Here is a 12,794-nt window from a genome sequence, read left to right as displayed (position 1 = left end):
CATGCTGGCCAGTCTTTTTCTGGCCGGCAGCCTGAAGCCTGCTTCAGCTCACACCCTCAAACTCTCAACCTGGAATATGGATTGGCTGACGCTGCGCCTGTCCGGAGATCCGGCCCTGCCGGAAGATGTTCCAGGGGGCGAGCACCGCGATTTCGCAAAACTTGCGGCTTATGCCCGGCATCTGGACTCGGATGTCGTAGCTTTTGAAGAAACAGACGGCCCCGTCGCCGCATCCCGTGTTTTCAGTCCTACAACCTATCAGATCATTCTGACGCCCGATTCTGTAGTGCAGCGGGTTGGCGTGGCCGTACGTCAAGATCTGCACGTGACGGTCAACGATGAACTCTCAGCTCTGAACGTCGCAAAGCCGGACGCGCCGCACCAGTTGCGGGGTGGGCTGGATGTGACCATCAGCGACGGTCATGCGAGCCTGCGTCTTCTGGTAGTCCATCTCAAGACCGGATGCTGGGACCAGCCACTGAACCAGCGCCAGCATTCCTGCCCGATCCTGTACCAACAATTCCGCATCATCCAGGACTGGATGCTGGAACGGCACGATGAGGGCGAAGCCTATGCGGTTCTGGGTGACTTCAACCGCCGTCTGACCCTGCATGATCCGCTGATGCAGCAGATCGAGGCCGAAACGCCCGTTACGCTCGCGACGGCGGGCAAGGCCAGCCCGTGCTGGGGCGGGGAATATTTCATCGATCATATCCTGCTGGGAAATGCAGCGCAGGACTGGCTCGTGCCCGACAGCCTGCGGGTCATGACCTACAGGAACGATACGGTGCCTGCCGGACTGTCAGATCACTGTCCGGTTTCAGTCCGGCTTGAAATGCCCTGAGGGCACGTTGCGGGGCCGGATATTCCAGTCCATGAAAGAAGCCCTTTCCGCTTTCTCGTCCGGAGCGCCAGATGCCCCCCTCCCCGTCAGAATGGCCTGTGACGCTTCTGGAACCCGACGTCGTCGTACGGGTCGGACGCTCCATGCCAGTGCTGTCTCCGGAAACCGAAGCCTGCGTGGCATCGCACTGGGAGGCTGCCCTTGCGAAGCATCCCAGCCTGTATAACGGCCGCGTTTTCTGTGCGGATGTAATCGAGCCTGACGTCATCAGCGGTCACTGGTCCGAATACCGCCGGGTTCTCGCCCAGATGCGCGAGCCAGATCTTTATGGCCCGCAAATGCTACGCCCGCTGGCGGTTGTAGGACTGCTACGGACCCTCGACGGGATCGTGATCGGTCAGCGGTCGGAACACTCCATCTATCTTCCCAGCTACTGGCAGGGCGCTCCGGCAGGCAATGTGGAAAGCCGCGAGGGCGAGGCGGAGATCGATCTGGCGGCCCAGCTTCTCGCGGAATGTCACGAGGAACTGGGTCTGACGGAAGCCGACTGTCAGGTCGGGGGCTGCCTTCTAGCCTGCGAGCATCCCCGGACGCATATCGTGGATATCGGAATGGACCTTACCACTACACTGGATTTCGAATCCCTGAAGGGGCGTTGCCGCCGTCTTGGCAATGCGGAATATCAGGCGCTGAAACTGGTTCAGCCTGATACGGAACTGCCCGAACGGCTCGTCCCCACCCTGTCTGCCATGCTGGAGCAAACCCGATGACCTACCGCATTCTCGATGCTTCAGCCTTGCGGGATTGGCTGGCCCAGCGACATGACCTCTCAGAGCGTCTGGGCGGCGCGGCTGCCGACTGGGACATTCGCGAAGTCAGTGACGGCAATCTCAATACGGTATTCCTGGTGAATGGCTCGACGGGAGCATTGTGCTGCAAGCAGGCGCTCCCCCATGTGCGCGTGGCGCCGGACTGGCCGATGCCTCTGGAACGCGCCCTGTATGAGTCGCGCTACATGCAGGCCGTCGCCCCTGCCGTTACGGGGCTGATGCCCGAGCTTTTCGCTTATGCTCCGGACCTGTTCCTGCTCGTCATGGAATGCCTGACGGAGCATGAAGTGCTGCGTTCGGCCCTGATCGCGGATCAGGCCACTCCGGGATTTTCCACCGTAATCGGGTCGTATGTCGCCCGCACCGTCCAGGCGACGGGCTGGGTCAGCCAGCCCTTTGAAACCGGCGCGCATCTGCTGGAACAGTTTTCCGGCAATACCGCCCTCACCCGCATTACGGTCGATCTGATCCTGACGGACCCGTATCGTGTCTGCGACCGCAATCCGGAACCGGAAGAAGGCCTGCGAGCGGATGTAAAGGCACTTCAAACCGATCAGATCCTGCATCAGGCCGTCGGACGGCTTCAGGACCGCTTCCTGACAGCCCGACAGGCCCTGTTACACGGCGACCTGCATACAGGCTCCATCATGCTGGATGGCGCGGATGTGCGGGTCATTGACGGTGAATTCGCAACGATGGGCCCCATCGGCTTTGACTGCGGGCTTTATCTGGGCAATCTGGCGCTGCACCTCTGCGCAGCGCCGCACAAGGCGGACGCAATCCGGACAGAGATGCTGGCCTTCTGGCAGAAATTTTCTGAAGAACTGCGAACCGGCCTTCGGACAGGCTGCGGAGATATGTGGGCGCTGTCCCGGCCCGATACCCGACCAGCCCTCATCGAAACCCTCCTGAGCGAAATCCTGCGCGATACGGCCGGGTTCTGCGGACTGGAAATGATCCGCCGGACCGTCGGGTTCGCTCAGGTGGCGGATTATGGTCTCTGCACCACGGAACAGAAGCGTCTGCTCGCACGGCAGAAGGCGCTTCAGATCGGCCGGACGCTGATTGTTGAAGGCGCATCGCTCCGGTCCTTCGACAGCGTTCTTTCCCTGATGGGACTGTAAGAAAAAACCCCGCTCCTTACAGAGCGGGGTTTTTGCGTTTCAGACCGAGGCCATACCGATCTGCTTGATGTCATGAAACTCCAGATCGGGGTTCATTTCGATGGTCCGGCGCATCATGAAAGACGAGGTTGCGAGGAAAACCGGATCTCCATCCAGATCGTCGGCCATGGCGGATCGGTTCAGATCCTGAAACGCCTCGATCTTGGCGCGGTCGCCGGTGATCCAGCGAGCCAGGGAATAGGGCGTGCTCTCAAAGCCGATAGCCACGCCGTACTCGCCCTGAAGCCGGGACTGAAGCACGTCGAGCTGAAGCGTTCCGACCACACCCACAATCGGCGACAGACCGTCCTGCGGGCGGAAGAGCTGGACGACGCCCTCCTCGGCCAGTTCCACAAGAGCCTGACGGAGCTTCTTGGCCTTCATCGCATCATCAAGACGAACACGACGCAGGATTTCGGGGGCGAAATGCGGCACGCCGGTGAAACGCAAGTCTTCGCTCTCACTCAGCGTGTCGCCGATCCGCAAGGTTCCGTGGTTCGGGATACCAACGACATCGCCGCCAAACGCTTCTTCAGCAAGCTGGCGGTCACGAGCAAAGAAAAACTGTGGCGTGTGCAGAGCGAACTGCTTGCCAGTGCGGACATGCTTGAGGCGCATCCCGCGAGTCAGACGGCCGGAGCACACGCGGGCAAACGCCATGCGGTCACGGTGATTGGGGTCCATGTTGGCCTGGATCTTGAAGACCAGGGCCGTGACCTGATCTTCGCTGGCCTTCACTTCCCGGGTCTCGGTCTGCTGGGCACGCGGGGCCGGACCATAGGCGACAAGCGCATCAAGCAGATCCGTGACGCCAATTTCCTTCATGGCCGAGCCGAAGAACACCGGGGACAGATGACCGGCATCAAAGGATTCACGGTCAAATTCCGGCAGGGCGGCTTCAGCGAGCTCAACTTCCTCGCGCATCTGGATGATGCGAGGATCGTCTTCTCCGACGGCCTCCTTGGTGTGCACTTCCTTCGTGCGCAGATCGTAGGTGCCGATGAACTTTGCGGCACGCCCGATCGGCCAGGTCGCCGGGGACGTATCAAGAGCCAGCGTGCTGGCGATCTCGTCGAGCAGCGCGAAGCAATCCTGTGCTTCACGGTCCATCTTGTTGATGAATGTGACGATGGGAATGTCGCGCAGGCGGCAGATCTCAAACAGCTTGCGGGTCCGGTCCTCGATGCCCTTTGCAGCGTCAATAACCATGACCGCGCAGTCCACCGCCGTCAGGGTCCGGTAGGTATCTTCGGAGAAGTCTTCATGACCTGGCGTATCGAGCAGGTTGAAGACGCAGTCGCCATATTCGAAGGTCATGACCGAAGTCACAACGGAAATACCACGGTCACGCTCGATGCCCATCCAGTCGGACTTGGTCCGGCGACGCTCGCCCTTGGCGCGGACATTGCCTGCCATCTGGATAGCACCACCGGCACGCAAGATACGCTCAGTCAGGGTCGTCTTACCGGCATCAGGATGGGAGATGATGGCAAAGGTGCGCCGACGGGCGATCTCGCGGCTGATTTCCGCGCTAGGGACTTCGGACATGGGAACTCCGATGGAAACGGGACGCCCGGAATTACGCCAAAACGCCGCAAACCGGCACTGGCCGCGCATCCGGGCGGTGGGCCTGAAAACAGGAAACGCCGGACGGGAGACCCGCCCGGCGTTTCCGGTCGCTTTCTGATCCGGGCCGGTGGCCCAGGATCGGATTAGCGGGAGTAGAACTCGACGACCAGGTTCGGTTCCATCTGCACCGGGTACGGCACGTCGGAGAGAACCGGGGTACGCAGGAACGTGCCCTTCATCTGGCGATGATCGACTTCGACGTATTCCGGCGTGTCGCGCTCACCCGTCTGCACAGCGTCAAGCACGATGGCGAGCTGCTTGGAGGAGTCACGAACCTCGATGACGTCGCCTTCCTTCACGAGGTAGGACGGGATGTTCACCTTCTTGCCGTTAACCGTGACGTGGCCGTGGCTAACGAACTGACGCGAAGCGAACGGCGTGATCGCGAACTTCAGACGGTACACAACGGCGTCCAGACGACGCTCGAGCAGACCGATCAGGTTCTCGGACGTATCGCCCTTGCGACGGACGGCTTCGTCATAATACTTACGGAACTGTTTCTCGCTAATGTTGCCGTAGTAGCCCTTGAGCTTCTGCTTGGCCATCAGCTGAATGGAGAAGTCGGACGGCTTCTGCTTGCGGCGCTGACCGTGCTGGCCTGGGCCGTATTCGCGACGGTTGACCGGGGACTTGGCACGGCCCCACAGGTTAACGCCGAGGCGGCGGTTAATCTTGTACTTGCTCTCAAGACGCTTTGACATGGGTTAACCCCTGTACTCATCTGAACCGCCCCATGCTGCATGGCAGTCCGTTTTGTTGTGCCGGTAGGCCCTTCCCCGGATTGGAAAGGACGGGCGCGCACCCAGATGCCGGGCCGGCGAGATGCAGAATCCCGCACTAATGGTCCGGCCGGTACGTCCACGTTTCCGGCTGTGCCGTCGCGCCTACAGGAGTCCCCGGCTGGGGTCAATCAAAACCTTCTTGCGAGCTCTGTGATTTTCTTGCAGTGGGGGTTCGGAAAATACGCAACCACTTTATGTCAGGCTGCGCTAACGGTCCGGAACTCCCCATGCGTTTCTGAAGCAACGCGCCTTAGGGGAGCAACACGCTTTTTCGAGTTTCCTGTATGAAAATCTATCGCTTCAATCCCAAGGCCGGCCGTGTCGGCGAAGGCTCCCTTGAAGGACTGGTTCAGTCCCTTGACGCGCCACTGCCCCCCAAGCCCGGGGAGAGCGTCATTAAGCGTGCCTTCAAGAGATTTGGCCTCGCCCAGATGCACATGTCCCATCTGGTGATCGATGACCGTACCATCTATCTGCGTGGCAAGGCGGAAAGCGCCAAGGAACGCGACCAGATGATCCTGGCGGCTGGCAACGTCGCAGGCGTGTCCGCAGTCGAGGCCGAGATTGCCGTACCGCCCGGAACGCCCGATCCCGAGTTTCTGGAGATCAAGACCAGTAAGACGCTGGACGAGGTTGCCGACAAGCTGCCCCAAGATGTCACGGGTGATGAGCTCCTTGATGCAAATCAACCGCTTGTCACATCCAAGGATGACATTTATCCGGGTCAGACCATCCGCCTGCCAACCGAGAACTGATCTGTCCGCAACGGCTCCTCCCTCTCGGGGAGCCGTTACTGCTTCTCATTATCCGGCAATGACAGCACAGTCCTGACCTCCATTCCCGGGCTTACTTCTTATGGACTCCATCGAACCTCTCGACGTCGAACGGGTGCGCCCACCCCACGGTGTCGAACCGGCCATGCTGTCCCTCATGCTGGCGACATTCACCATCGGCACCGGCGAATTCGCCATGATGGGTCTGCTGCCGGAATTTTCCCACTCCCTGAACATCACCATTTCGCAGGCAAGCTGGGCCATTTCGGCCTATGCCATGGGCGTCGTCATCGGAGCACCGCTGATTGCGATCCTAGGCGCACGGCTGCCACGCCGCACGCTCTTGCTCTGCCTGTTATGCCTGTTCATCGTGGGCAATATTGGCAGCATCCTGATGCCCAGCTTTGCAGGCATCGAACTTATGCGCTTCATCACGGGCCTGCCTCACGGGGCTTTCTTTGGCGTTTCGGCCCTGATCGGCGCGTCGATGGTCGAGCGCGCCCGACGCGGACGAGCGGTCGGACGGGTGCTGTCGGGCATTATGATTTCAACCGTTATTGGTTCTCCGCTTTCGACCTATGCCGCCAATCACGTGGGATGGCGTGAGGCCTACGGCACGATCGCGGCGCTGGGCGCTCTTTGCTTTGCGGGGATATGGTTCTTCGCACCGCGCGACAGGCCTCATCCGAGTGCAACCGCACTCACCGAACTCGGCGCGTTCAAACGCCCGCAGGTTCTGCTAACACTGCTGACCAGCGCAGTTGGGTTCGGCGGCCTGTTCGGGATCTACACCTTTCTGACGACCGGATTGACGGAAGTGACGCAGCTTCCAGGCTGGCTTGTCGCGGTCTATCAGGTGGTATGGGGTCTAGGTATGGTTGCGGGCAATGCGCTCGGCGGCACCATGGCGGATCGCAGCATTGACCGGACGGTAATCGTCTCGCTGACGGCAAGCATTGTTTTCATGCTGGGGTTCTGGCTGCTACTGCCGTCACCCTACGCCATGCTACCGATCACGTTTCTTGTTCCGGCCGGGATCATTATGCTCTCCCCCGCCCTTCAGACGCGCCTGATGGAAGTTGCCGGAGACGCACAGACCCTCGCCGCCTCACTCAACCATTCGGCGTTCAATCTCGCCAACGCCTTCGGAGCATGGCTGGGGGCGGTGCTGGTCAGTTCAGGGCTGGGGCTGGGGTCCGTTGGCTGGGGCGGAGCGCTGTTCTCGTCGTTGGGACTGGTGATCTACGGGCTTACGATATGGCAGGCGCGGGCTTCCGCATCACGCGAAGCAGCCTGATCCCGAAAGCCACGCAGGTCGTGGCCAACGCCAGCGCCATGCCGATCCACAGGCCTTCCACACCGACATGCTGGTGGAAGGCCAGCCATCCCCCGAAAACCAAACCAATCAGACCGTAACTCGCTACTGCAATTAGCATGGGCGTAATGGCATCGCCGCAGCCACGTAGGGCGCCACTGAACACGCATTGCAGCCCATCCACGATCTGATACAGCCCAGCGGTCCGGAGCAGGATGACAACAAGCGCCGTGGTCTCGGGATCGGGCGCACGATTCGAAAAATAGAGCGGCAGGATTTTTTCCGGCCAGATCAGCAGCAGCGAGGATGTGGCGAGGCTCCACATCAGGACGATTCCCGTACCAGTCAGGGCTGCACGACGGCTCTGCTCCATGCGGCCCGCACCACGCCAGTAAGCTACGCGGACATTGGTCGCCTGACCGACTGCCAGACACACCATAAACAACAACGAACTGACATTCAGCGCCACCTGATGAGCGGCCAGACTATGTGTCCCAAGTTCACCAGCACGCAGGCTGGTAATCTGGAACATCAGGATCTCGGCCGCCGCTCCCATCATCATCGGCCCGCCGAGCTTCAGCAGCTCCTTTACGACAGACCACTGCACGGCGGCCGGCTTCAGCACCGCCCGAACGCGCGGATGGGTCAGGCACAGTCCGAAAAGCGCGAAACTGACGACCCAGCCAGTCAACGTCGTGGCGGTTGCGGAACCATAAAGCCCCATGGCTGGCAGCCCGGCCCAACCATGAATGAGAGCCGCATTGGTCAGACCATTACAGACTGCCATGGCGGGCATGATCCAGAGCAGCAGTGTTTCCGCTCCGAGCGCTGGCAGCGCGACACGCAGGACGCCGATGACTGCCAGATCGGGCAGCAGAGACAAAAGCAGGATGTCGATGAAACGGCTGCCATGCGTGACAACTTCGGCAGGCTCGCCAATCGCACCAAAGATCGTCTTTGAGAAAGCCAGCAACAGCGCGCAGGGAATAAAGACCGCAATAGCCAGCATCAACGTCGCACTCATGACGCTGCGACCATCATGGGATGTCCGGCCATGTTCTTCCGCCCCCCGGCCATGTGACAGAAGCACTCCTGCCCCGCCGAGCATGGCCTGAAAGGTCACCATCGTCGTGAAGAAGAACGTGCTCGACAGGCCACCGATCGCGACCTCTGTCACTCCGAGGCCACCGAGCAGGATCGTATCCGTGACACCCATAGCCATTTCGGAAAGCTGCGACAGGGCCAGAGGCAAAGCAACGCGCAGCAGGGCCAGCGCGTGACTGCGCGGAGTTATCGGATCGGTCGGCGGACTGGAAAGGGCACTGCTCATACGCCCCCTATTACAGGGGCCCAACCTTCCGACAAGAGTAACAAAGCCTGTTGCACCTGAACCAAGGCTGGCGCATTGATCGGCGTATGGCCGATCCTGCTGCACACGTGCTCCGCCTGCACGATACCCATCTTCGCGAAAAGCGACCGTTCACGCCCCTCAACCCTGAGAATGTGCGCGTCTATTTCTGCGGACCGACCGTCTATGACCGCGCGCATCTGGGCAACCTGCGCGCCATGATGTGCGCGGATATCCTCATCCGCCTGCTGCGGACGCTGTATCCGCGCGTCACTTACGTCCGCAACGTCACCGACGTGGACGACAAGATCAACGCGCGCGCGAAGGAAAACGGGGAGGACATTTCCGCCCTGACTGAACGGACGACGCAGGCCTTTCATGAAGATCTCGCGTCACTCTTCATTCTGCCGCCCGATATCGAGCCCCGCGCCACTCATCATATCGACGATATGCTGGAGATGATCGCGCAGCTGATCGAAGCCGGACATGCTTATGAAGCCGAAGGGCATGTGCTGTTTGCGGTGCGCAGTTTCCCGTCCTATGGCGCGCTGTCCGGACGCTCGCTCGATGACATGATCGCGGGGGCGCGTGTTGAGGTCGCGCCCTACAAACGCGATCCTGGCGATTTCGTGCTGTGGAAGCCCTCCGAGCCGGATCTGCCGGGCTGGGACAGCCCCTATGGGCGCGGACGGCCGGGCTGGCATATCGAATGCTCGGCCATGTCACACCGTTATCTGGGCGAGAGCTTTGACATTCATGGTGGTGGCGACGATCTGCTGTTTCCGCATCATGAAAACGAACGTGCGCAGTCCATGTGCTGCCATCCGCATGGCAAATTCGCCACGCACTGGGTCCATAACGGGATGCTGCTGTCGAACGGCGAGAAAATGTCGAAATCGCTCGGCAATTTCTTCACGATCCGCGAAGTGCTGGACCGCTCCCCCGCAGAACCGCTGCGCCTGCTCTATCTGGGCGCGCAGTACCGCTCCACGCTGGATTTCAGCTGGGACAAACTGGAGGAAGCCCGTCGGGTTCTGGACCGGCTGTACCGGGCGCTTGAGCGCGGCGATGCCCAGCCGGGTGCTGCTGTTCCGGCAGCGGTCATGGATGCGCTATGCGACGATCTGAACACGCCGCTGGCCATTGCCGCTCTTCACCCGCTGGCGGATGCCGCCATGCAGGGCAATCAGGACGCGGCCTCAAGCCTGCTGGCCGCCGGAAAAATGCTGGGTCTGTTCAATGTGACGCCCGCCGAGTGGTTCCAGTCCGGCGTAGACGCAAGTGCGGTCGAAACCCTGATCGAAGAGCGTCTTGCAGCCCGAAAATCCCGCGATTTCGCCCGCGCCGATGCCATCCGTGCGCAGCTTGCGGCAGATGGCATCACCCTTGAAGACGGCCCTGGCGGCACAACCTGGCGAAAGGCGTAACCATGACCGGACGTGACGGCGGGGCGGATATCGGGCCCCTTGGAGATTTTGATCCAGTTGTGATCCTGGTACGCCCGCAGCTTGCCGAAAATATTGGTACGACGGCACGCGCCATGGCGAATGGCGGCCTGTTCCATCTGCGGATCGTGGCCCCGCGCGACGGCTGGCCGCAGGAACGCGCCTGGTATGCGTCGTCGGGCGCGGACCGGATCTTGGACGCGGCTCAGGTGTTCGAGACGGTGGACGATGCCGTGGCCGACCTGCACCGCATTTTCGCGACGTGCCCGCGCCCGCGCCATGTGGTCAAGCCGGTCATGACTGCGCGAGGTGCCGCCGCCGAACTGCGTGTCGCCTCCACTCGTGGCCTGCGCACCGGCATCCTGTTCGGACCCGAGCGCGCCGGACTGGATAACGAGGATATGGCCCGCGCCGATACGCTGGTCCGCTATCCGCTCAACCCGAAATTCATGTCGCTGAACCTCGCACAGGCCGTGCTGATCATGGCCTATGAATGGTTTCTGACCGAAGACATGACGCCACCGCGCGAACTCATGACCAACGAGACGCATGTGGCAACGAAGGGGGAGATGGAGAATTTCATGTCCCATCTCATCCGCGATCTGAATGAGACCAATTTCCTTCGAAACGAGCAGAAACGCCCCGGCATGGTGCGAAACCTGCGTCATTTCTTCACCAGAGGCGAAGTAACGGAACAGGAGCTTCGCACCCTTCACGGCGTTGTCAGCGAACTGAGCAGCGCCCGCAGGAACAGGAGCTGACCCCATGATCCACTGGCGCCACCGGAAACGGATGCAAGCCCGACCTGATCCGGGGGCGCCAGAAGCACAGGACGGACATCCCACCGTCGTTGAGACGGTCAACAGGATCCGGGCACATGTTCTTGAAGAGAACGGTCGCCGCGACATCATCCGCACGGGCCTGGATTCCGCTTCTCTTGGAGACCTCTACCACACCCTGATGACCATGAGCTGGTTCATGTTCTTCTGGGCCTCGATCGGGCTGTATCTGGTCATCAACATCGCCTTTGCGCTGATGTATTACGTCATTCCGCACAGTGTGAGTGGCGTGCCCAACGGCGATTTTCTCGACGATATTTTCTTTAGCGTTCAAACCATTTCAACCGTGGGCTACGGCACCATGGCTCCAGTCGGACGCCTGACGAATACGATCGTCTCTTTTGAAGTGCTGGCAGGAATGATGCTGAACGCGCTCGCTACAGGGCTGGTCTTTGCCCGCTTTTCGCGCCCCCGCGCTCGCGTGCTGTTCAGTCATGTCGCGGTTGTTTCCTATGACGACGTTGTCCCAACGCTCACGATCCGCATCGCTAACCAGCGTCGCACCCTGATCCTGTCCGCCAATATCGAGATGACGCTCACGCGCCTGATGCCGGACGAACATGGGCGTCTGGTCCGGCGTTTCGACCGACTCACGCTCGTACAGTCCCACATGCCGATTTTCCGTATCAGCCTCAATGCGACCCATCTGATCGACACCCAGAGCCCGCTTTACGGACTGAAAGCAGAAACGCTGATCGACCAGAATGCAGAAATCATCATCACGATGGACGGCACCGATGAAATCTCATCTCAAACCATATTCGCCCGCCATGCTTACGAGATCGGACACGTGAAGCACGGCTACCGTTTTTCAGATATGATCCAGAATCGTCCAGATGGTCGGGTGGAGGTCGATTTCCGTCGTTTCCATACCACCGAGCCGGGCGATCTGCCCATGGTACCAGAACAGGAGACATCCCATGACGAATCCCGTGACGGAGGACACACATGATTTCGGAACTGGCCAACTAAAGGCTTCGGTCAGAAATCATGGCGCCGAACTGATCGCCCTGCGAAGCGGGGACGAGGAACTGCTCTGGAATGCAGGAGCCGCTTGGCCGAAACACTCTCCGGTCCTGTTCCCGATCATCGGCAGACTCCCCGAATGCGAGATCACGCTCGATAGCACGCCCGTCCGGCTGAAACAGCACGGCTTCGCGCGGGATCGGGTCTTTCGCTGGATTGCGCGGACCCCCGAAGGCTGCACGCTGGAACTTGTGGACGACGCCGAAAGCCGCGCGATCTTCCCATCCGCCTTCCGGCTACGAATGGTCTATCTGATCGAGAACAACACCCTGCGCGTCTCCTATCATCTGCATAATCCGGACAGCACAAGCACGCTCCATGCCTCCCTTGGCGCGCACCCGGCGTTTCGCTGGCCGCTGAAGGAGGGTGTCGCCAAAGACACCTATAGGCTGGTCTTTGAATATGACGAGCCGCTGCCGGTTCGGCGTATTGGCGCCGACGGCCTGCTTCTGCCGGAAAAGCAGCATACGCCGCTCCGGGACAACGTCCTTGCGCTGACGGATGCGCTTTTTGAAAAAGACGCTCTCATCATGGAGAAGCCCGAAAGCCGGTCCGTCGACATGGTCGGGTCGGACGGAACAGGTCTTCGGTTTGTCTGGGGCGGCTTCAAAGAGCTTGGCCTGTGGACAAAACCGAGCGCGAATTTCCTGTGTATTGAGCCCTGGCATGGCTATGCGACGCCAGCCGGCTTCAAGGGAGACTTTTCACAGAAACCCGGCCTTCTGCATCTAAAGCCAGGCGAGAGCTGGGCGGCGTTCTGGTCCGTCAAGGCGATCTGAAAAAATCAACCCCATCGCGCT

The 12,794-nt window shown here is 60.5% G+C and carries 12 protein-coding genes; 9 read left to right on the top strand and 3 right to left on the bottom strand.

The annotated features are described in order from the left end of the window. The first annotated feature begins 1 nt into the window (after nucleotide 1). The 3 genes from GSP01_RS01280 to mtnK all read left to right on the top strand — a co-directional run bounded on the left by GSP01_RS01280 (nucleotide 2) and on the right by mtnK (nucleotide 2,798). Entirely contained in the window at nucleotides 2-844 is an 843-nt protein-coding gene (locus GSP01_RS01280) for an endonuclease/exonuclease/phosphatase family protein (protein WP_141349833.1), read from the top strand. 71 nt (nucleotides 845-915) lie between these two features. Next, on the top strand, nucleotides 916-1,614 hold the full coding sequence (locus GSP01_RS01275; protein ID WP_141349831.1) for a hypothetical protein: 699 nt from the start codon (nucleotides 916-918) through the stop codon (nucleotides 1,612-1,614). After that, the gene (gene mtnK / locus GSP01_RS01270; RefSeq protein WP_141349829.1) at nucleotides 1,611-2,798 is read left to right on the top strand and encodes an S-methyl-5-thioribose kinase; all 1,188 of its coding nucleotides are present in this window, start codon (nucleotides 1,611-1,613) and stop codon (nucleotides 2,796-2,798) included. Before GSP01_RS01275 ends, mtnK begins: the two co-directional genes overlap by 4 nt. Before the next feature lie 39 nt (nucleotides 2,799-2,837). On the opposite strand, the gene GSP01_RS01265 is transcribed toward mtnK, so the two are convergent. Then, nucleotides 2,838-4,385, bottom strand: a complete 1,548-nt coding sequence (locus GSP01_RS01265) for a peptide chain release factor 3 (RefSeq protein ID WP_141349827.1) — start codon at nucleotides 4,383-4,385, stop codon at nucleotides 2,838-2,840. A gap of 164 nt (nucleotides 4,386-4,549) precedes the next feature. Further along, entirely contained in the window at nucleotides 4,550-5,167 is a 618-nt protein-coding gene (gene rpsD, locus GSP01_RS01260) for a 30S ribosomal protein S4 (protein WP_141349825.1), read from the bottom strand. 365 nt (nucleotides 5,168-5,532) lie between these two features. Here rpsD and GSP01_RS01255 point away from each other — a divergent pair, with 365 nt between their 5' ends. After that, nucleotides 5,533-6,003 (top strand): BON domain-containing protein, encoded by a 471-nt coding sequence (locus GSP01_RS01255; protein WP_011253299.1) that lies wholly within the window; start codon nucleotides 5,533-5,535, stop codon nucleotides 6,001-6,003. Nucleotides 6,004-6,103: 100 nt separating this feature from the next. Next, entirely contained in the window at nucleotides 6,104-7,318 is a 1,215-nt protein-coding gene (locus GSP01_RS01250; RefSeq protein ID WP_141349823.1) for an MFS transporter, read from the top strand. Here GSP01_RS01250 and GSP01_RS01245 read toward each other — a convergent pair. Further along, nucleotides 7,272-8,666 (bottom strand): MATE family efflux transporter, encoded by a 1,395-nt coding sequence (locus GSP01_RS01245; protein ID WP_141349821.1) that lies wholly within the window; start codon nucleotides 8,664-8,666, stop codon nucleotides 7,272-7,274. The genes GSP01_RS01250 and GSP01_RS01245 overlap by 47 nt on opposite strands. An 86-nt stretch (nucleotides 8,667-8,752) precedes the next feature. On the opposite strand from GSP01_RS01245, the gene cysS reads away from it, so the two are divergent. Genes cysS through GSP01_RS01225 form a run of 4 tightly spaced genes read left to right on the top strand, consistent with a single transcriptional unit; the run spans nucleotide 8,753 to nucleotide 12,773 of the window. Next, a complete protein-coding gene (gene cysS / locus GSP01_RS01240) occupies nucleotides 8,753-10,111 on the top strand; it encodes a cysteine--tRNA ligase (protein WP_141349819.1) in 1,359 nt (452 codons plus the stop codon). 2 nt (nucleotides 10,112-10,113) lie between these two features. Further along, entirely contained in the window at nucleotides 10,114-10,890 is a 777-nt protein-coding gene (locus GSP01_RS01235) for an RNA methyltransferase (protein WP_141349817.1), read from the top strand. A 4-nt stretch (nucleotides 10,891-10,894) separates the two neighbouring features. Beyond that, nucleotides 10,895-11,920, top strand: a complete 1,026-nt coding sequence (locus tag GSP01_RS01230; protein WP_141349815.1) for an ion channel — start codon at nucleotides 10,895-10,897, stop codon at nucleotides 11,918-11,920. After that, nucleotides 11,889-12,773, top strand: a complete 885-nt coding sequence (locus GSP01_RS01225) for an aldose 1-epimerase family protein (protein ID WP_141349813.1) — start codon at nucleotides 11,889-11,891, stop codon at nucleotides 12,771-12,773. Before GSP01_RS01230 ends, GSP01_RS01225 begins: the two co-directional genes overlap by 32 nt. The last annotated feature ends 21 nt before the right edge of the window (nucleotides 12,774-12,794 follow it).

Source organism: Gluconobacter sphaericus NBRC 12467 (assembly GCF_006539125.1).
Classification (GTDB): domain Bacteria; phylum Pseudomonadota; class Alphaproteobacteria; order Acetobacterales; family Acetobacteraceae; genus Gluconobacter; species Gluconobacter sphaericus.
The sequence above is the reverse complement of the archived record's forward strand: the minus strand, read 5'-3'. Positions and strand labels throughout refer to the sequence as shown.